20 protein-coding genes are annotated in these 19,653 nt (G+C 65.3%); 15 read left to right on the plus strand and 5 right to left on the minus strand.

Annotated features, from left to right (window positions below; all coding sequences use genetic code 11):
* Positions 1-63: 63 nt before the first annotated feature.
* The 3 genes from KHP60_RS16640 to KHP60_RS16650 form a co-directional block, all read right to left on the minus strand.
* Positions 64-1,068, minus strand: a complete 1,005-nt coding sequence (locus KHP60_RS16640; protein WP_213565447.1) for an AraC family transcriptional regulator — start codon at positions 1,066-1,068, stop codon at positions 64-66.
* Positions 1,069-1,138: 70 nt separating this feature from the next.
* Complete coding sequence (locus KHP60_RS16645; RefSeq protein ID WP_213565448.1) at positions 1,139-1,327, minus strand: hypothetical protein; 189 nt, start codon at positions 1,325-1,327, stop codon at positions 1,139-1,141.
* Positions 1,328-1,472: 145 nt separating this feature from the next.
* Positions 1,473-1,748 (minus strand): glycine zipper domain-containing protein, encoded by a 276-nt coding sequence (locus KHP60_RS16650; protein ID WP_213565449.1) that lies wholly within the window; start codon positions 1,746-1,748, stop codon positions 1,473-1,475.
* A 309-nt stretch (positions 1,749-2,057) separates the two neighbouring features.
* On the opposite strand from KHP60_RS16650, the gene KHP60_RS16655 reads away from it, so the two are divergent.
* The 3 genes from KHP60_RS16655 to glsA are packed head-to-tail and all read left to right on the plus strand — an operon-like array spanning position 2,058 to position 3,987.
* Complete coding sequence (locus tag KHP60_RS16655) at positions 2,058-2,627, plus strand: DUF1269 domain-containing protein (RefSeq protein ID WP_213565450.1); 570 nt, start codon at positions 2,058-2,060, stop codon at positions 2,625-2,627.
* Positions 2,628-2,658: 31 nt separating this feature from the next.
* Positions 2,659-2,934: a YXWGXW repeat-containing protein gene (locus tag KHP60_RS16660; protein ID WP_213565451.1), complete on the plus strand. Its 276-nt coding sequence runs from the start codon at positions 2,659-2,661 to the stop codon at positions 2,932-2,934.
* A 51-nt stretch (positions 2,935-2,985) separates the two neighbouring features.
* Positions 2,986-3,987, plus strand: a complete 1,002-nt coding sequence (glsA, locus tag KHP60_RS16665; RefSeq protein WP_213565452.1) for a glutaminase A — start codon at positions 2,986-2,988, stop codon at positions 3,985-3,987.
* 183 nt (positions 3,988-4,170) lie between these two features.
* Here glsA and KHP60_RS16670 read toward each other — a convergent pair whose 3' ends face one another.
* Positions 4,171-4,395, minus strand: a complete 225-nt coding sequence (locus KHP60_RS16670; protein ID WP_213565453.1) for a hypothetical protein — start codon at positions 4,393-4,395, stop codon at positions 4,171-4,173.
* A 396-nt stretch (positions 4,396-4,791) separates the two neighbouring features.
* Between KHP60_RS16670 and KHP60_RS16675 the strand changes: the two genes are divergently transcribed.
* From KHP60_RS16675 to KHP60_RS16695, 5 genes are all read left to right on the plus strand, one after another.
* A complete protein-coding gene (locus KHP60_RS16675; RefSeq protein ID WP_213565454.1) occupies positions 4,792-5,067 on the plus strand; it encodes a hypothetical protein in 276 nt (91 codons plus the stop codon).
* A 348-nt stretch (positions 5,068-5,415) separates the two neighbouring features.
* On the plus strand, positions 5,416-5,880 hold the full coding sequence (locus KHP60_RS16680; protein ID WP_213565455.1) for a hypothetical protein: 465 nt from the start codon (positions 5,416-5,418) through the stop codon (positions 5,878-5,880).
* Positions 5,881-5,914: 34 nt separating this feature from the next.
* On the plus strand, positions 5,915-6,571 hold the full coding sequence (locus KHP60_RS16685; protein ID WP_213565456.1) for a L,D-transpeptidase: 657 nt from the start codon (positions 5,915-5,917) through the stop codon (positions 6,569-6,571).
* Positions 6,572-6,619: 48 nt separating this feature from the next.
* Positions 6,620-7,657: an amino acid ABC transporter substrate-binding protein gene (locus KHP60_RS16690; RefSeq protein WP_213565457.1), complete on the plus strand. Its 1,038-nt coding sequence runs from the start codon at positions 6,620-6,622 to the stop codon at positions 7,655-7,657.
* Positions 7,658-7,675: 18 nt separating this feature from the next.
* Positions 7,676-8,587 carry an ABC transporter transmembrane domain-containing protein gene (locus KHP60_RS16695; RefSeq protein WP_213565458.1) on the plus strand — a complete coding sequence of 304 codons (912 nt, stop codon included), beginning with the start codon at positions 7,676-7,678 and terminating at the stop codon, positions 8,585-8,587.
* 291 nt (positions 8,588-8,878) lie between these two features.
* On the opposite strand, the gene KHP60_RS16700 is transcribed toward KHP60_RS16695, so the two are convergent.
* Entirely contained in the window at positions 8,879-9,808 is a 930-nt protein-coding gene (locus tag KHP60_RS16700) for a hypothetical protein (RefSeq protein WP_311925083.1), read from the minus strand.
* Between the two features lie 1,245 nt (positions 9,809-11,053).
* On the opposite strand from KHP60_RS16700, the gene KHP60_RS16705 reads away from it, so the two are divergent.
* The 7 genes from KHP60_RS16705 to KHP60_RS16735 all read left to right on the plus strand — a co-directional run bounded on the left by KHP60_RS16705 (position 11,054) and on the right by KHP60_RS16735 (position 19,550).
* Positions 11,054-12,535: a winged helix-turn-helix domain-containing protein gene (locus KHP60_RS16705; RefSeq protein WP_213565459.1), complete on the plus strand. Its 1,482-nt coding sequence runs from the start codon at positions 11,054-11,056 to the stop codon at positions 12,533-12,535.
* Between the two features lie 57 nt (positions 12,536-12,592).
* The gene (locus KHP60_RS16710) at positions 12,593-13,996 is read left to right on the plus strand and encodes a tetratricopeptide repeat protein (protein ID WP_213565460.1); all 1,404 of its coding nucleotides are present in this window, start codon (positions 12,593-12,595) and stop codon (positions 13,994-13,996) included.
* Between the two features lie 170 nt (positions 13,997-14,166).
* Positions 14,167-14,580, plus strand: coding sequence for a heme-binding protein (locus tag KHP60_RS16715; RefSeq protein WP_213565461.1), 414 nt, complete (start codon positions 14,167-14,169; stop codon positions 14,578-14,580).
* 48 nt (positions 14,581-14,628) lie between these two features.
* A complete protein-coding gene (locus KHP60_RS16720) occupies positions 14,629-15,432 on the plus strand; it encodes an SDR family oxidoreductase (RefSeq protein WP_213565462.1) in 804 nt (267 codons plus the stop codon).
* 280 nt (positions 15,433-15,712) lie between these two features.
* On the plus strand, positions 15,713-16,354 hold the full coding sequence (locus KHP60_RS16725) for a (2Fe-2S)-binding protein (RefSeq protein ID WP_249688862.1): 642 nt from the start codon (positions 15,713-15,715) through the stop codon (positions 16,352-16,354).
* A 2-nt stretch (positions 16,355-16,356) separates the two neighbouring features.
* Positions 16,357-17,334 (plus strand): xanthine dehydrogenase family protein subunit M, encoded by a 978-nt coding sequence (locus KHP60_RS16730; RefSeq protein ID WP_213565463.1) that lies wholly within the window; start codon positions 16,357-16,359, stop codon positions 17,332-17,334.
* The gene (locus tag KHP60_RS16735; RefSeq protein WP_213565464.1) at positions 17,331-19,550 is read left to right on the plus strand and encodes a xanthine dehydrogenase family protein molybdopterin-binding subunit; all 2,220 of its coding nucleotides are present in this window, start codon (positions 17,331-17,333) and stop codon (positions 19,548-19,550) included. The genes KHP60_RS16730 and KHP60_RS16735 overlap by 4 nt, the downstream gene beginning before the upstream one ends.
* Positions 19,551-19,653 lie beyond the last annotated feature (103 nt).

Here is a 19,653-nt window from a genome sequence, read left to right on the forward strand (position 1 = left end):
CGGCTCCGTGAACGTCCAAGATCCCCATGTTCGAGCCGGCCCTCTTCCGTTGGCGGTCATATCTTACTTCCGGTCGGCGTCATGTCGGTCTCCGCGTGCATAGAGAGGATGATGGGCTGAAGCCATCTCCCTGAATTCCGTGGGACTGCTGCCATATCTCAGCTTGAATGCCCGGCTGAACGTCGAGTGCTCGAGGAACCCGACCTCTCCCGCCAACGTCCTGATCGAGGTCCTGTCGTCAATGTCGGCGAGGCGTTGTCTGGCTACGCCGAGGCGCTCGTCCTGGATGAACCGCGCAACGCCGCCGGTACCCTCGAAAATCCGATAAAGTTTGGATCGTGACATCGCGGCAAGCTGCCTCAGCGCCTCTGGGCCAAAGTCCGGCGAGGCCATGTTCTGTCTTACGACATGCCGCAGGCGCTCGCGGAGAGCTGGGGCTCTCGACGCGCCAGTCCGTGCGGAACTGCCTTGCGCGGGAACGAGGCAGGCCTGAACCAGGGTGCAGGTCGCTTCCCCCAGCATCGACCAATGCTCCTTCGGGACGGAAGGCAGTTTACGGGTCAACGAGAGGAGATGGTCCTCAAGGATGGCCCCTTGCCACGAATCCAGGGCCACCATGTGTTCACTGCTCAGCGACAGCATCGATTTCGTGAGCAGGGTGCACGGAAGGAATGCGGTCAGGAATTGCCAGGACGCACCCTCGTCGAATGTGGCGATCCGGATCCGGAAATTCAGGTCAGGTGGTGATCCCTGCTGCCAATACGCTGACGCACTGGACTGACTATGTCCCCCACGAGACACGGCATCAGCCCAGTGGTTGCCGCGGTGATGCGTCTTTCCCGAATCCTGAAACAGTGAAATCCGTTCCAATCGTACGGCGCCCAGGTCCCATGACACAAAGTTGAGTTCTTCCGTTTGGATTTTGCGATCGAGCGAGGCATCAGCCTCATCGAAGTATCTCGACACCGCCCGGATCTTGGCCTCCTGGCCATCACCAAGCTGGGGTGTCATGGATCGGGCCATTGCCGAAACGGCATTGCTCCTTGAAGCCACACTACCTTTCAGCATCGGACATCTCCTCGAAGCGTTCCGGGTTACCGATGAATGTCACTCCTGTTGCCTTTGATCGGAGGGCCGCTCAGTCATCGCCCCTGTCAGTGCCGTTGTGGAACCCGTTTCCGGACAGGGCCCATGGGCCCGACCCAGCGGCGCGCCCGGCGAGCGGAACAAGGGACGGCGGGCCGATAAGGCTGTCACACATGGCTCCACGCAAGCCACCCATGGTGGCACCGAGGCTCCCCAGGTTGATGCCCTGCTTGAGGCGCATGGCCCCATCCAGGCGTCGCCCTCTGGCGGGAAAGCCTCATGACGGGAGGCAAGGCTACGGGCCTTATCGACTGACAGGCCAGGCAGCCGGCGACGGCCGCAACCAGTGAAGCGAGTTCGTCCCTCCTGACGGAATGGAAATCCATTCATCGGCAAAAGAGATTGCCGCGGGCATCCCGGAACGTACCACGGGGGCACGGGCTTCGCGGGGCTGTCGCCGCGCCGACGATCGCGCCCCCGGCACCGCCGACGGCCGCTCCGGCCAAGGCTCCGCTCGTCCGGCCCGTTGCCGCCCCGCCCACTGCGGCCCCGGCAAGCCCGCCGATGACGGCGCCGCCGGCTGCCCGTTCCCCCGATGTGTTGCAAGCAGTAATGGAGAGCGTAAGCGCACCCGCCGCGATGATCGTGATGACCCTTCTCATCTGATCTTCCTTTCGAGCCACGGGAAACCTGCCGGGCGTCTGGCCAGGCGGGGTCCAGCTTGGTCGGTCGGGGCCTGCGTGGCTATCCGTGTAAACCCTGGGTTTCAGAGGGGAAACACTTGGCCAGGGCTGTCGGTGACGGGATACGGATGGCATTCGCGCAGGCCGGCGACTGCGCCGGCGTTTTTGCGCGGCTTCCCAGGTCAATTCCCGCGCCGATCCAGGGTTTGTCCCGATGGACGGGCGATCACCCCGCGGTACTCTCACGGCTCGCGACGACCTCGCGTCGTTGCCCTTCGGAGGACAGTCATGGCTGAACTGGTAGTTGTCGGGTTCGACAACCCGAATGACGCGGACCGCGTCCTGACGGAGCTGACCCGCCTGAAGAGGGAATACCTGATCGATCTCGAAGATGCCGTCGTCGCCATCCGCGATGCCGAGGGAGCGGTCCGCATCAAGCAGAGCGTCAACCTGGTGAAGCTCGGAGCCGCCTCGGGCGGCCTGTCCGGGGCGATGTGGGGCAGCCTCATCGGGCTGCTGTTCCTCAATCCGCTCGCCGGGTTTGCCATCGGGGGGGCCGTCGGGGCCGGCTCGGGCGCCTTGTCGGGGAACATGATCGACTATGGCATCAACGACGACTTCATCAGGTCGATCGGCGATACGCTGAAGCCCGAAACCTCGGCTCTGTTCCTGCTGGTGCGGAAGTCCCAGCCCGAGAAGGTGCTGGCCGAGTTGTCGGGGTTCAAGGGACACGTGATTCGCTCCTCGCTGTCGCCGGAGCAGGAGGCCAGGCTCCAGGCCGCCCTGTCGCAGGCGCACCCGCCGAGCCCGAGCGATGGCGTCGAGGCGGCCGGCACCATGGCGGCACAGCCAACCTGACGCGACGATCCACGCAGGAAAGGAGATCGATATGCTGTCCCGACGTTCCCTCCTGGCCGGATTACTCGGCGCGGTGGTGGCCATCCCGCTCGGCACGATCGCATCGACCGACGCGGAGGCCCAGCCGCGGCCTGACCGACGTCCTGAAAGGCCAAGGCGCGGCCGACCGCCGCCACGACGGCGGGAGCGTCGGCCACGGCCCCGTCCCGGTTTCGTCTGGGTACCGGGCCGCTGGAGCTGGAGCGCCCGCCGCGGTCGCTGGGTCTGGGTGTCAGGTCGTTGGGTCCGCCGCAGGGGCCGCTGGTAGGCGGTAGGATGCGGCCGGTATCGCTCCACGATTGCGAGAGGGGAGTGAGGGATGGAACTGCTGAACCCGATCGTGAACCCCGGAACCTCATACATTTCCACCGGCCGTCTGCCGTCCGCGGAGACCGTCAAGCGGCTCACGACGGAAGCCCATGAACGGTTCCGGTTCATTGACCAGGGACACGTCTCGCAGGTCTATCCGGCGCTCGCCCGCGTGCCGGCCGACCTGTTCGGGATCTGCGTCGTGGGCACCGACGGCGGCGTCTTCTCGGTCGGGGACTCGGAGCACGAGTTCACCATCATGAGCGTCTCCAAGCCGTTCATCTTCGCGCTGATCTGCGACCTGATCGGTGCGACGGGAGCCCGCGAAAGGCTTGGTGTGAACAGCACGGCGCACCCGTTCAACTCGCTTGCAGGCATCGAGCGCAATGCCGACGGCCGCACGAACCCGATGGTGAATGCAGGCGCGATCGCGACCACAAGCCTCGTGCCCGGAGAGAGCATCGACGTGAAATGGCGCTTCATCCACGACGGGCTTTCCCGTTTCGCCGGCCGGGAATTGTCACTGAATGAGGAAGTCTACGCCTCGGCCTCTGAAACGAACTCCCGCAACCGGAGCATCGCCTGGATGCTCGAGAGCGTCGGCCGCATCTATTGCAACCCCGTCGAGGCCGTCGATCTCTACACGCGTCAATGTTCGCTCAACGTGAGCGCCAGGGATCTTGCTGTCATGGGTGCGACGCTCGCCGATGGAGGCTTCAATCCGGTCACGCGGGAGCAGGTGGTCAGTCCCGACACCTGCCACTATGCACTCGCCGTCATGTTGACCGCTGGAATGTACGAGACCTCCGGCGACTGGCTCTACGAGATCGGTCTACCGGGCAAGAGCGGCATCGGCGGCGGCATCGTCACGGTCTCCCCCGGCAAGGGCGGCCTCGGCACCTTTGCCCCGCCGCTCGACGAGGCGGGCAACAGCGTGAAGGGCCAACTGGTGGCGCAATTCCTGTCGCAGCGCCTTGGCCTCGACCTTCTGGTCTCGACACCGGAGACATGACGATACCCTGCCATGTCGTCGACGCCTTCAGGCCGCTCATCTGCTGAGGCATCCATGACGGGCGCAACGACCCTCAATCACGTGCGGTCGGAAGAGCAGGCCTCCTGGATTCGCATGACCGCCCTCGCGCTCGGCTAGGCGATCATGTCCTTCAACCGATCATCAGGGCGGCCAACGCGCCGATCAGGGGGGTTGTTCGAGCCTGCCTGCCAGAAAGCGGAACAGGAGCGCGAGCAAGGCGCAGATCGCGCTGCCGATCAGGTCCGCGGAGACGGTCATCGGGAGGCTCGCCACGCCCAGGGCCGTCGCGATCGCGAGGATCACCATCAGCACGGCGGCGCCGAGCAGGATCCAGCTCAGGCTATACAGCAGGTGAGCCGAGATGTTGAACCCTATGCGGATGCGCATGTCTCGCTCCCGTCACGATCGACTTGCCCTCGCTGCGGCGGATCCCTTAACCGGCGGCGCACCAGAGGCATGCCCCTGCACGAGACTACCGACGGTGGGTCACGACGCCATCAGGTGTAACCCCAGTCGGACGTGGGAAATGTCCTGAGGACGCGGTGAAAATGCAGCCTTTGTCAAACCGCCATGCCATGCCTCCACTGCAACCGGCAGACTGTCCCGCATCTTCAGGCTTCCGCAACGGTCCGCCGGAGGATGGTTGAAACCGCCCCGATTGGGGCCTCGCACCCGACGATCCCAGGGTTTCCCCCAATATGCGAGCGCGAGGCAATGGCGGAATCTGATGTCATCCGTGGCTCATCCCGGGTCTGCGATCCGTAAACGAGAAGGGAAGGTCCGATGAGGAAGATCACGACAGCCATCGCCGCCGGTGCGCTCACGCTCTCCGTCGCGGCTTGCGAGACACCCGGCGAACGGGCGGTTGGCGGCGCCGCCCTCGGCGGCCTCGCGGGGGCCGCAATCGGCGGCGCCGCGACGGGCCGGGTGGGCGGAGCCCTGGCCGGAGGGGCGATCGGCGCGGCGGGCGGCGCCATCGTCGGCAGCGCGACCGCCCCGCGGAATCCATGCCCCTACGGCACCTATCGCGATCGCTTCGGCAACATCTACTGCCGCTGAGGCCGGGAACCCGGCGTCAACCGAGGATCGCTTCGGTCGGACCCGCTGGGCGAATGTCCATTCCACGTCAACAGCGCCAGACACTGTACCGGCAACGGGCAGGGGGGGGGGCCTCTTGGGCTGGGGCACCCGACCAAGCCCAAGAGGCACCCGCCGAACCGGGATGGTGCCGCAGCCCACCGCCGTCGGACCGTCATCGAAGCCACTCTTCGAGGCGCGGTCGGTCCATCGCTCAGGGTATGTCCTCCCGATTTTCAGGGTTTTCCCCAATGGTCCCGCCGACGGAGCCACGGCATAGTTTCCCCGCCCGCGAAACGGATGCGGGGAACTCTGCGGGAGAGAGACGTCATGCGGGGTCGATACGCTCTGTCCGGCACGGTCATGGCGCTTGCCGTTGGCGGATGCATGTCGACAGCCGACGAGAGCCCGGCTGCTGGTACCGGCCCGATCGTACCTGCCGCCTTTGAACGGGAGCGCCTGATCGGACGGTGGGGCGTGGCGTCCTTCCACGACGAGAAAGACCGAAGACGCACCGAGAGCGAGGCGCGAGCCCAGTGCGGCCAGGCCTATGCCATCACGAAAGGGCCGACGGACGGGGTGATGATGCACGTCGCCGACGACCCGAAGCGCTACGAACTGCGGCTCAAGGGCAACGCCGCGGGCCGGACGTATCTCGGGTTCGAGGCGCCTCCGGGCCATCCGCAGGACCGCGAGATCCTGTCCTCGACCGCCGACCTGATGACCATGCGCTTCGTCGATCCGGACGCGAACCGGCGATATGGCACATTCGTGTACGTCCGCTGCCGTGCCTGACGATCGAAGCCGCTCATTCATCCGGGAGAACACCATGATCCAAAGGACGCCGTCGTCACTCACGGCACCTGCAAAGGTGCTCCAGGGGCTTGCCGTCCTGGCCAGTGTCGGCCTGCTGGCCTGCCTCCCTGTTCCCGCAACGGCCCAGGCGCGCATGCCGGTTGCGGCGCCGGAGACGCTTGACGTCGGTGACGAGCCGGGTCGCATCTCGACGGAAGAGACCGTGATTCACGGAGGGCCCTATGCCCGGCAAGCCGTGCTCTTCCGGTCGAATGAGCCTCCTGGGACGCTCGTCGTCCACACCTCGGAACGGTTCGTATATCTCGTCCAGGGTAACAACCGCGCCTTGCGCTACGGCATCGGTGTAGGCCGCGAAGGCTTCCAGTGGTCCGGGCTCGTGCGGGTCAGCCGCAAGGCCGAGTGGCCGGACTGGCGCCCTCCGCCGGAGATGATCGCCCGGCAACCCTATCTGCCGCGCTTCATGGCTGGCGGTCCGGGCAATCCCATGGGGGCCCGTGCCCTCTATCTCGGCTCGACGGTCTTCCGCATCCACGGAACCAACCAGCCGGAAACCATTGGTCAGTCGATCTCGTCCGGCTGCTTCCGCCTGGCCAACGGCGACATCATCGACCTCTACGCCCGCGTGCCGCTCGGCACGAAAGTGGTCGTGCGCCACGGTGCCAGCCTGTGACTAATACGGGTTCGCGGACCCGACCGTCGCTCATGGAGTCCATGTCTCATGTGGAACGTCGCCAAAGCCTTCGGATCTTCCGCCACAGCGGGCCTTACCGCTGCCTTGCTGCTCGCTTTCGCCGCGCCCGCCGCGGCGGGAACGCTCGAGACGGTCAGACAGCGGGGCGTCCTGCAGTGCGGTGTCAGCGAAGGCCTGTATGGCTTTTCCGAGAGGAACGGCCAGGGCGAATGGTCGGGCTTCGACGTGGATTTCTGCCGCGCGGTGGCGGGCGCGGTCCTCGACGATCCCGGGAAGGTGACGTTCGTGCCTCTGTCCGCGAGTGAGCGGTTCGAGGCCCTCCGCGCGGGCCGGATCGATCTGTTGTCCCGAAACTCGACCTGGACCCTGGAGCGGGAGGCCGGCCTTGGGCTCGCCTTCGCGGGCGTGACCTACCACGACGGCCAGGGCTTTATGGTCATGCGAGACCTCAACGTCATGTCCGCCCTCGAACTCGATCGGGCCAGGGTCTGTGTCGAGGCGGGAACGACGAGTCAAGCCAACGTCGCCGACTTCTTCGCCGCCAATTCCATGACGTTCGAGGAGCACGCCTTCCCGAATGCGGCGGCCGCGCTCGAGGCGTTCCGATCGGGCCAGTGCAATGTCCTGACGAGGGATCAGTCCGCCCTCTACGCCGAGCGCCTCAGGCTGCCGCGACCCGCCGATGCCGTTGTCCTGCCCGATGTCATCTCGAAGGAGCCGCTCGGGCCCGTGACGCGGGCCGACGACTTCGCCTGGTTCAACGTGGTGAAATGGGTGAACTTCGCCCTCGTCAACGCGGAGGAAATCGGGATCACGGCGGGGAACGCTGGCGAGGCGGCGGGCTCGCGCAAGCCGGACGTGCGCCGCTTCGCGGGTGCAGAGGGCGGGCTGGGCCGGCTGCTCGGACTCGACGACGCCTGGGCGATCCGCGCGGTCCGGGCCGGCGGCAACTACAGTGAGATCTACGAGCGGAACATCGGGGTCAAGTCGCGCCTCGGCATCCCGCGTGGCCTCAACCAGCTCTGGAGCATGGGGGGCATCCTCTACGCTCCTCCGCTCCGGTGAGTGCGTGGAGGCCGTCAGTTGCCTGAGTTCTATCGGCTGCTCTGGCGCCAGACGAAACCGACGCAACTCCTGCTGATCGGGCTCTCGCTCGCTATTGCCGTCCTTGCCGCCGTGCCGCTCTATTTCCAGCAGATGCTGATCAATGGGCTGGCGTACGGCGGCATCTCGCTGCATCAGGTGCTGGTGCTCGGCGCTCAATACGCGGCGGCAGCCCTGCTCGCCATCGGCCTCAAGCTTTACCTGCAATACCGGAGCGCGATGCTCGGCGAGACCATCGTCCGCCGTATCCGCGGCCGCATTCTGTCCAATCACGCCCGCAAGCGCTATGCCGGTGACGCGAACCGGACGGCGGACGGGACCGTCGTCAGCATGCTGACGTCCGAGGCCGAAAACGTCGGCCTTTTCGTCGGCGAGGCGATCACGACGCCGCTCCTGGAATTCGGAACCCTTCTTAGCGTCCTCGTCTTCATCACGATGAGCGAGCCACTCCTGGGCGCGTTCATCGTTGCCATCGCGGTGCCGCAAGCCGTGATCGTGGTCGCTGTCCAGGGTCCGGTGAACACTCTCGTGAAAAGGCGCTTGGAGCTTATGCGAACGGCAGCGGACCGGACGGTCGATGCAGCGAATCCATGGCCGGAGGCGACGATCCTGGAGGTCTTCGACGATGTCTTCCGCACCCGCCGGCGGATTCACATCCGCAAGCTGTCCTCGAAGGCGGCGCTCAATGCGCTGGCTGCCCTCGGCGTCGTCGGCATCCTCGTGCTGGGAGGCTGGCTCGTGCTCCGGGGCGAGACCGACGTCGGGACGGTCGTAGCCGCTCTGACCGGGATGTCCCGCATCGACCGCCCCTGGAAGACCCTGGTCAAGTTCTACCGTTCGCTCGGCATGATCATGGTGCGCTACGGGATGCTGGCGGACGCTCTCGCGTGACACGGCCCATCCCGATACCGGTCGCGTCATGGGCAGGCAAAGGAACGTACTGGACGATCCTGTGATCTTCTCCGAGCATCGGGGCTCCCGATCGGGACGCACAAAGAGGTTCGCCTCATGTAGAGCGACAGCTTCCGGCCGTTCCTGCCCGCGGAGGACGAGATCGTCAGTCGCCTCAGGGGCGATCTCGATCATCTGGGCGATGGCCTGCGCCGCAAGATGGATCCCGATTGATAGGCCTTCGACAGTCAGCGCGGGAGGCGAACTGGCTCGGAAAAGCGGAGGACACGATCAGAACCGGGCACTGATGCCAAGGATCGGCCCATGCTGGAGCATGTCGAACTCGTAACGCTGTCGACCCTCACCCTCGGTGTAGTCCGCGTAGAGCGCCCGGTAGCCGATCATGCCCGAGAAGGTGATGCCCTGGTACGTGCCCAACTCAAATCCGTAGGCGCCGATGGCCTGCCAGGAGAAGTCGCTGCCGACCCCGAAGCCGCCGATGTCGCCGCGCAGGAGGAGTTCATGACCCGGTGCCACGGTGTAGCGCACTCTTGCGCCGATCATGGGATCGAGCCAGTTGACGGAGCCGGAGCGGACCAAGGCCCGCGCGCCCGCTACCTCAAGATCGCCGATGTCGACCGTACCTGCGATACCGAGCGAGAGGTTCGCCTCCTGATACCAGTAACGCGCGCCGGCAAGGATGTCGAAGGCGACCGGCCCCGAGCGGGCGACCTCGTAGGCAGCGCCGACTTCGACAATGGCCATCTCGATGTCGAGGTTAAGGGATGTGCCGAGCGCTCCCGTCACGCCCGGCGCCAGCGAGCGGGTCCGGACGCTGGCGCTATCCGCCCCGATCTTGCTCCAGACCGCATTTCCCAGGAGGGCTAAGGGGCCGTTGCGCGCCTCGAAGTCTCCCATCAGGGCCACGAGGGTGTCGCTCTCCCTGACGATATCAGCAAAACTCGCATCGACCTTCACCGAGCGCCCACGCACGGTCGTCGTGCCGTTCAGGCTGGTGAGCCAGCCGTAGGGCACGAAGCGGAAACTCCATGCGGGCGGCAGAGCAGGCGGCGCTGCAACGGCGGGTGGCGGCACGGCCGACAGATCGGCCGCACCGACCGTGCTTCCTGCTCCGGCGAGGACGCACAGCGTCAGGAAGACGTTGCAGGACAAGCACCGCAGGCGCACGCCAGCCGGTATGCTTCGAGCGAAACGTCCCACAGGATCCTCCCCGCAATTCCCGTTGGGCATCAGATCACACTCATCCTCGGATGACCATAGATCACCTGCAACGGCGTCGTTGCCGATGGCCCTTGAGCGTATTGCACGGCCGGATCGCGGATGCGATGACGAGCCGGGCGGAACGGCGACGACGAGGTCGCGGTCCTCTCATCATCCGTCCCACGACCGTCGAGCTATAACCAGCCCAGTGCCGAGGGGATCGCCTGCCGGAATGTCAGGGTTTCCCCCGGTGGTTCCGCCTCCCGCGTCCGGTATACTTTACCGAGCTCTCGGTGCGGCCTTTGCGGTCGGCAGCCACATCGTCTTGAACGAGAGCCCGGCACGGGCCAGGATACCGCGCCGCTCAATGGCCACTTCCATCCCAAGGGCAAGGCTTCGTCGCGGCATACCCTGGAGGCCCTGAAAGAAGCCCGGACAGGGTCGCCGTTTGAGGACAGCCGCAAGGCCGAAGGCATGAGGTTCGCCATCAACCTCGTCACGTCCGATAACGGCGAGAAGTTCATTGTCGAATTAGAGCGCCACGCCCGCCAGCATCGCGGGGTTCCAGGCAACGAGCCCGGATCTCACCCTGACCATCAACCGCTCCGACCTGGAGCTTGCCTCGACTATGGTCGACTTCGATCCGCGGTTCGAGGTCACGCCAGGCACCCGTGAGAAACCGCCGGTTGTATACCGCGCGGCAACCTACCAAGCCGTGCCGGATCAGATCATCGCGGAGTAGGAAGCAGAAGCCTGTATGCTGATCGCTGTTGAAGCGGCTGATGAATGGGTTCTTCCGTAGCCGTTCGGACTGGTGAGGCACTCACAGCCAAAGGACGTTCCGCTCCCAAAGCCGGTCTGTCGGCTCGAGCATTGGTGCGCGAGCTTTGATCGAGGATGCCTTCACGTCGCCTGAAAGGCAGCTGATGGCACTCCTGGGACCTAAGCTCAAATTCTGCAGTCCTCGCGTACTCAGACGTTCTTCACAGTCGGTGAATTCTACTGCCTGACTTGTAGGCGACGTTGAACCGAAACACCCCGGTCCGGAGGCACGGTTTGTTGTATTGCCGCTGAGTGGCCTCCCTCCATTCGGGGATCAACATGTTGTAACTTGCGCTCGTGACCGTCCTCAGCTTAGCCTTGCCGCCGCTGGGGACATGCGTGAGACGGGGAAACCCTGCCATCACGGTTCTGAAGTGCGTCAGTGCAGACGACATCTGGTCTTTGCCCGGCAATGAACTTCAAATGATGCAGCCGGACGAGGGCGAGGAGGAAGCCTTGAGCCTCGGTAGCGACATGCCTGGATCGAGAGCCGCGCCTTCAGACGCCGGGCAACAGGCTGGGCCGCCTGCGCCGGCATCCACCGAATTCGGGCCATTCCGGCTGTTCCCCGCTGAACGGCGTCTTGCCAGGGCGGGAGCGACCATTCCGCTCGGAGGCAGGGCCTTCGACATCCTTATTCTGCTGGTCGGGAATGCCGGCAAGGTGATGACCAAGCAGGAACTCATGGCCGAGGTATGGAAAGGGGTGAGCGTCGACGAGAGCGGCCTGCGTGCCCAGATCGCATCGCTCAGGAAAGCCCTGGGAGACGGGGCGGACGGAGTGCGTTACATCGTCAATGTCGCCGGACAGGGATACTGCTTCGTCCATCCCCTGACGGCCCCCGGCTCGCCAGATCCCATATTGTCCGGTGGTCCCGATAGCAGGAACCGTCGAAGCTCATTACCGTACCGTTCGATCTCGATGATCGACCGTGACGATGACACGAATGCCATCATCGAGCTTCTCGGGCGACATCGCTTCGTGACGATCCATGGCGCCGGCGGGATCGGCAAGACCACCGTGGCCCTGGCTGTGGCTCATCGATTGCTCGACGCATTCCGGGAGCAGGTTTGCTTTCTCGACCTCGGCCTGCTCGGCCCCCGCGCCTCCGTTCCCGACGCGCTGGCGTCCGCCTTGGGCCTGATTATCCAAAGCCGCGATCCGACTTCGCACATCGCCAGGCACTTGCGGAACCGCAACATGCTTCTCGTGCTCGACTGCTGCGAGCACGTGATCGACTCGGTCGCTCCATTGGCCGAGTCGATCATGCAGGAGGCGCCGCACGTCAGCATCCTGGCAACAAGCCGCGAGCCACTGCGTGCCGACGGAGAGCACGTCTACGCGATCGCGCCCTTAGGAATTCCCCCTCACGGCATCGTTCTCAGTGCCGAGGACATACTGCGCTATTCGGCCGCCTCCCTGTTCATAGAACGGGCCTTCGCGGGCGGCCTGAGACGGACGTTGAGCGATAGCGATACGCAGGTGATCGCCGACATCTGCCGGAAGGTCGACGGCATTGCGTTGGCCTTGGAGCTTGCGGCCGGCCGGGTCAGCGTCCACGGCCTGAAGGAGACGGCATCGCTGCTCGACGGCAGGCTCAAGCTCCTGTGGCAGGGGCGGCGGACAGCGGTTGCGCGTCACAGAACCCTGAACGCAACGCTGGACTGGAGCCACGACCTGACCTCCGCGGAAGAGCAGATCGTGCTGCGCCGCCTCTCCGTCCTCGTGGGGCCGTTCACCCTCGATGAGGCCCAGACCGTTGCCTGTGGCGACGACATGGACCCCGTAGAGGTCGTCGAGGCATTGGCGCGGCTGGTCGCGAAGTCCCTCGTCAGTGCCGACCCGAACGGGGAACCTGCGCGGTACCGGCTTCTGGATACGACCCGCGCCTATGCGCGAGGCTAGCTCGCTGACAGCGGCGAGGAGGCTGAAGTCGCCCGTCGGCATGCGGCGTACTTCAGGGTGTGGCTCGAGCATAAGCACGCCAGGGCACCTGGTCAGGCCAAAGAGCCCGGTGCCTCTGGTGCTATCCCTCTGGGCAACATCCGCTCCGCGCTGGAATGGTGCTCGTCCCGGACTGTCGAGACCGAACTCCATGTCCAGCTCGCATCCTACGCCGCGGAGCTGTTCCTCGAACTCAACTTCCTGAACGAGTGCCGCCTTTGCTGCGAACGCGCGCTGTCCGTGGTGGACGCAACCCTGTCGGGGACGCGGTACGAGATGACCTTGCGAGGCTCGCTCGGACGCGCCCTGCTGCTCAGCGACAACTCCGGCGGCGATACGGATGCCCACTTCCAACGAGCGCTGGAGATCGCCGAGGCGCTTGGCGATCTGTCCTATCGATTCAGGGCCCTCAACGACTTGCATATCCACTACCGCCGCGCAGCCGTCTTCGACCGCCTCATCCCGATGGCCGAACAGGCGATGTCGATCGCGGACAGCCTCTCCGATCCCACGACGGCGGCAACGGCAAGCTTGATGCTCGGCGCCTCACATCATCTCGTGGGAAACCTCGCAGCCGCCCGGGCCGCGCTGAGCGGCTCCGTCCGCCACCAGCTCCTTCCTGGCCAGGCACCGCACAGGCTCATGGACTTCCAATCCAAGTCGCAATTGATCATGGCGCAGACGCTCTGGCTCCAGGGCTATCCCGATCGGGCCGTCGCTACCGTTCGGGAGGCGGAGCGGTTCGAGCCGGCGAACGACCTCTCGACCTGCCAGACCCTCATCATCGCGATGGAGGTGTTCCGTCTCAGGCGGGACTGGGCAACGTTCGAGGGTTATCTCGGCCGCCTGATCCAGGTTTCAGGCGAGGCCTCGCTCGAACCCTACGGATGGCTGGGCCTGGGCTTCAAAGGCGAACTCGTCCTGAAACGGGGGGACGTGGAGCTCGGCATTTCCATCGTCCGGGACGCCATCGCCAGGCTGCAAGCGGACCGGTTCGAACTCTTCCTGCCCTGGCTCAGGTGTGCCTTGGCCGACGGCTTGGCCATCAGGGGGTATTGGGACCAAGCTCTCGACCTCGTGCGAGGAGAAATCGAATCCATCCTGCAACGCGGAGGAGCCTACTATCTTCCGGAACTCCTGCGGGTCCACGGCGACCTGCTGACCGGCGCAGGTGCAGAGACGGAGGCCGAGGCCCAGTACCTTCGATCGATCGACGTGGCGAAGGAGCAGACGGCCCTGTCGTGGCACCTGCGGACGGCAACGAGTCTGGCCCGCCTTTGGTCCCGCCACGGGCGCAGCAAGGATGCGTGCAGTATGCTGGAGGGAGTCTACGCGGACTTTAGCGAGGGCTTCGGAACGGAGGATCTCAAGGCAGCGAAACTTCTGCTCGATACGTTTGTTGGATCCGGGGACCGCAAGTAGGAAACCTTTGGCATTTCCCTGGGAGGGCGGCCCGCGCCTTCCGGCCGCTTCGGCCATGGCTATCGTCACAAGACTTCACACAATTTCACAACGCTCAACTGGTACATCAACAGAGCCCGGTCCATCGTCCCACCGTCGTGGGTGCAACGTGTTATGGGTGGCCGGGAACCATGCCGATCAGTTCACATCAAGCGCATACGGCCATTGACGGGGCCGAGAGCAAGGCTCGCGAGATGGGTCTGCCCGTCGTCGTCGCGGTGCTCGATGCCGGTGCCCACCTCAAGGCCTTCCGGCGCATGGACGGGGCGGTGCTGGCCTCCATCGACATCGCCATCCGCAAGGCCTCGACCGCTGTCTTGTTCCAGGCCAACAGCGAGGCCGTCTGGGAGTACTGCAAGCCGGGCGCTCCCGCACCGGGCCTGGAGCTGACGAACGGCGGCCTCGCCCCGTTCGGGGGCGGCATACCGCTCAAATCTCCGGATGGGCAGGTCATTGGAGCCCTGGGCGTATCCGGCGGCACCGTCGCGCAGGATGTCGAGGTCGCACAGGCCGGCTTTGCCGCCTTCAAAGCCCTGACCCGCTGAGGCGGGAACCATTTCAAACGCGATCATCAACCTGAAAAGGGACGGGACATGTCAAAGACGATTCTGATCACCGGTGCGGGTTCGGGCTTCGGAAGGGGCGCCGCCATCGGCATGGGCAAGAATGGCCACAACATCATCGCCACCGTCCATGTCTCCTCGCAGGTCACGCCGCTGCGCAAGGAAGCCAGGGCGCTGGGACTCCAGAATTTCCGTGTCGAGCGCCTCGACCTGACCGATCCCTATGACATCGCCCAGGCGCAATCATGGGACTTCGACGTGCTCTGGAACAACGCCGGCATGGGCGAGGCCGGCCCGGTCTGGGAAATCCCGATCGATCTCGTCCGCAAGAACTACGAGGTCAACGTCTTCTTGCCGCTGGCGCTCACTCAAGGAGTCGTGCGCCGCTGGGTATCGGAGCGCAAGAAGGGCAAGGTCGTGTTCACCTCGTCCATGGGTGGCCTGTTCACCCCGGCCAACTGGGGCACCTACGTCTCGACCAAGCATGCGCTGGAGTCGATCGCCGAGGCGCTGCAACAGGAGCTGGCGCCGTACGGCATCAAGGTCCAGACAATCAATCCCGGCGCCTACTACACCGGCTACAACGAAACGATGGCTGACAACCCCTTCCGCTGGCTCGACGACAGCAAGCACCTCACCAGACGGGCCGACCTGCGCAAGGGCTTCGACGATTTCTTCTCGACGCCTGAGGGCCGCATGGACCCGCAGGAGATGATCGACCGGATGACCGAGATCGTTCCTGCCGACACCGGCAAATTCCGCAACGTGGTGCCGAGAAAGATCGAGGACATGCTGCGAAATCATCAGCTCGCGGCCTGGGATAATCAGATCTGACGTTCCGGTGGCGGAGCCTCTCCGCCACCGAGAGTTCCACAGTCGAAATCATCTCCAGGAAACGACGCTGTCGAACGGTCGCTTACCCGAGGGGACGCAGAGATGAGCACGAAAAGGCCTTCTTCGACAGCATCGCGTTCAACGATCTCTGGACGCGGGTAAGTCCGACCCAAGAAGCCGATCCCGGTTCGGGCCGATCAAGGCCCTCGCGTAACTCCGCAGATTTCAATGCGTCTTCGTCCGGGCATGCCCGGCATAACAATCAGGAGTCCGCATGTCCATGTCCGATCATAATGACGCCCCTTCGGGTAAGACACGCCCAACGTCGGGAACCACCGCCCCCAGGAGCACACTCTCCCGCCGCTCAATCCTGCAGATGGCCGGGGGAGCAGCGTCCCTTGCCGCCGCCGCCGGGGTGGCCGCGCAACCCGCTTTACCCGGCGGTCCGCCAGTCGCGTCAACGATGCACGTCCGCATGGTCGTCAACGGCAGCGCACGGCAACTCGAGGTCGACCCCCGGCAATCACTGCTCGATGTCCTGCGTGAGACGCTCGACCTCACGGGGACGAAGAAGGGCTGCAACCAGGGCGCCTGCGGTGCCTGCACGGTGCTCCTGAACGGGCGGCGCGTGACGTCGTGCCTGACATTGGCCGTCATGCATGACGGTGCCGAGATCACCACGATTGAAGGCCTGGCCCAGGGTGATGAACTCCATCCGCTCCAGGCCGCCTTCATCGCGCACGACGGGTTCCAGTGCGGATTCTGCACGCCGGGTCAGATCATGTCGGGCGTCGCCTGCATCGCCGAGGGACACGCCACTTCGCCTGAGCAGATCCAGTTCTGGATGAGCGGCAACATCTGCCGATGTGGCGCCTATCCCGGAATCGTCGCCGCGGTGGCCGATGCGGCAGGGAGGACCTGACGATGCTGTCCTTCAATTTCGAAAAGGTGCGGACGGAGCAGGACGCGATCCGCGCCGCCGCCGTAGGCGGACGCTACATCGCCGGTGGCACCACGCTGATCGACCTGATGCGCGAGGAGGTCGAGAGGCCCGAGCATCTCGTCGACATCAATGCCCTGCCGATGGCCGACATCCGCGCGGACGGATTCGATCTCGTCATCGGTGCGCTCGCCCGCATGAGCGATGTCGCCGCCCATCCGGAAACGAAGCGCCTCGAGCCTTTGGTTGCCGAGGCGCTGATCGAGGGCGCTTCTCCGCAACTTCGCAACATGGCCTCGACGGGCGGCAACCTGTTGCAGCGCGTGCGCTGCCCGTACTTCCGGATGCTGGACGCGGCCTGCAACAAGCGCGATCCGGGCTCGGGCTGCTCTGCGATCAACGGCCTCAACGCCGGACACGCGATTCTGGGCACCAGCGACCACTGCGTCGCGACCCATCCATCCGACGTGGCCGTCGCCTTGGTCGCGCTCGAGGCTACGATGCGGGTGAAAGGTCCAGACGGTGAGCGCACCTTCCCGGTCGAGGAACTCTTCCGGCTTCCTGGAAACGCGCCCCATCTCGAGCACACTTTGCGCCCCGGCGAGCTGATCGTCGAGATACGGGTGCCCGGCGGCCCCTACGCCCGGCAGGCCCGCTATCTCAAGGTGCGTGACCGCGCCTCCTACGAGTTCGCGCTCGTGTCGGCAGCCGTGGCGCTGGAGACGGCAGGCGGGACCATTTGGCAAGCGCGTGTCGCCGTCGGCGGCGTCGGTACCCGTCCCTGGCGCATGCGGGCCGTGGAGGAGGCGCTCAGAGACAAGCCACCAGGTCGCAATGTCTTCGAAGCGGCGGCCCAGCTTGCCCTCGAGGGAGCCCGGCCGCTGTCGCACAACCACTACAAGGTCGAGCTGCTGCCGCGGACCATCGTCCGGGCTCTCGAGATGGCAGGGGACGTCGCATGACAACGAACGTGATCGGAATACCTCTGACCCGCGTCGATGGGCGCGCGAAGGTGACAGGTGCTGCTCGTTATGCGGCCGACTTCAACCAGCATGCCCAGCTCCATGCGGTGATCGTCGGCGCAACGACAGGTCTCGGCCGGGTGACGGCACTGGACGAGACGTCAGCGCGGGCCATGCCCGGCGTCGTCGAGGTCATCAGTCACCTCAACGCTCCGCGCCTGCCCTATGGACCGCACAAGAGCTTCATCGACCCGGCCGTCGGCGAGCGGCTCCATGTCCTCCAGGACGACCAGGTCCGGTTCTACGGCCAGCCCGTTGCGCTCGTCGTGGCCGACACGCTCGACCACGCGGAGCGCGCCGCCAACGCCCTGCGCATCAGCTATGCGGCCGAGCGCCCGGTCGTCGATACGCACGACCCCGCAGCACAAACGGTTGAACCATCCGGATCCGGGGCGCACGGCGATACATTGCGCGGGGACGCGGATCGGGCGCTGGCGGAGGCTCCCGTGAAGGTCGACGCGACCTACGACATGGCACGCGAGAACCACAACCCGATGGAGCCGCACGCGGTCGTCGCCGCCTGGGACGGCAACAGGCTGACCCTGTGGAGCAAGAGCCAGTTCGTCGTGAACGAGCAGGCCGAGATCGCGGCGATCTTCGGCCTCCCGGCCCAGAACGTGCAGGTGATCTGTCCCTTCATTGGCGGCGCCTTCGGGACGTCCCTGCGGACATGGCCGCACGTGACGCTCGCGGCCATGGCGGCCCGACAGGTCGGGCGCCCCGTCAAGCTCGTCCTGACCCGCAAGCAGATGTTCTTCACTACCGGCCATCGCCCGCGCACCCTACAACGTGTCGCCATCGGAGCGACCCGGGATGGCAGGATCACGAGCATCGTCCACGAGGGCAACGGCGAGACGAGCCGCTACGAGCAGTTCACCGAGGCGCTGCTCTCCGCCACGAGCTACATGTACTCGTGCCCTAACGTGCGCACGCGCTATCGCTTGACGCCGCTCGATACCGGCACTCCCAATCACATGCGTGGTCCGGGCGAGGCGAGTGGGATCTTCGCTCTCGAATCCGCGATCGACGAACTCTCCTACGGGCTGGGTCTCGACCCGATCGAGTTGCGCCGCCGCAACGAGCCGACAATGGACGAGGGCGCGGACAAACCGTTCTCCAGCCGCTCCCTGATGCAATGCTACGACGCCGGTGCCGAGCGGTTCGGCTGGGCCCGGCGCACTCCAGCCCCACGCTCGATGCGCGATGGCCGACTGCTGGTCGGCATGGGGGTGGCATCCGCCACCTATCCGGTTTTCTTTGGTCCGGCGAGCGCACGCGTCCGACTGCATGCCGACGGCACTGCCGCAGTCGAGGTCGCCGCAAGTGACATGGGGCCGGGCACCTACACGTCGATGACGCAGGTAGCCGCCGAGACACTCGGCATTCCCGTCGAACAGGTTCGCGTCAGCATTGGGCACTCGGACTTCCCGCCCGCGCCACCGCATGGCGGCTCCATGACAATGGCCTCCGTCGGCTCCGCGGTTCGTGCCGCCTGCCTGGCGGCACGGGATGAGGTGACCAGGCGTGCCGTCGCGGATCAGCGCTCCCCGGTCTTCGGTGCAGCCCTGGACGGCATCGAGTGGATCGGTGGAAGTCTGCGCCGGCTTGGGGACTCTTCCCCCGGGCAAACCTATCACGACGTGGTGGCGAGCAGCGGTCAGCCGGTCGAGGTGCATGCCTCCAACCAGCGCGATGCCGATGCCGCCAGCCGCTACTCCATGCATTCGTTCGGGGCCGTGTTCGCGGAGGTGGCGATCGATCCGGACGTCGGGACGATCCGGGTGCGTCGGGCAGTCGGCACGTACGGGGCAGGGCGCATCGTCAATCCCCGCTTGGCCTCGAGTCAATGCACCGGGGGAATGATCGGCGGCATCGGGATGGCCCTGATGGAGCAGACCGCCCTCGACACGCGCGACGGACGGCCCGTCAACGCTCACATGGCCGACTACCTCATGCCGGTGAACCTCGATATCGGCAGCCTCGAAGCGCACTTCGTCGACGAGGACGATCCTCATGTCAATGTCCTCGGCGTCAAGGGCCTGGGCGAGATCGCCCTCGTCGGAATGGCCCCCGCGGTCGCCAACGCGATCTACCATGCGACGGGCATTCGCGTGCGCGACCTGCCCATCCGCATCGAGGATATCCTGACTGCTTGAGGCGGAAGGGGAGCGGGTTGCCGGAGGAACAGGGATATCGACCGGCTTGGTCGTGGGATTGGGACGAACAATGCTTCAATGCGCTCATGCCGCTCGACACGAT

The sequence above is a fragment of the Microvirga sp. 3-52 genome (assembly GCF_018383585.1).
Taxonomy (GTDB): domain Bacteria; phylum Pseudomonadota; class Alphaproteobacteria; order Rhizobiales; family Beijerinckiaceae; genus Microvirga.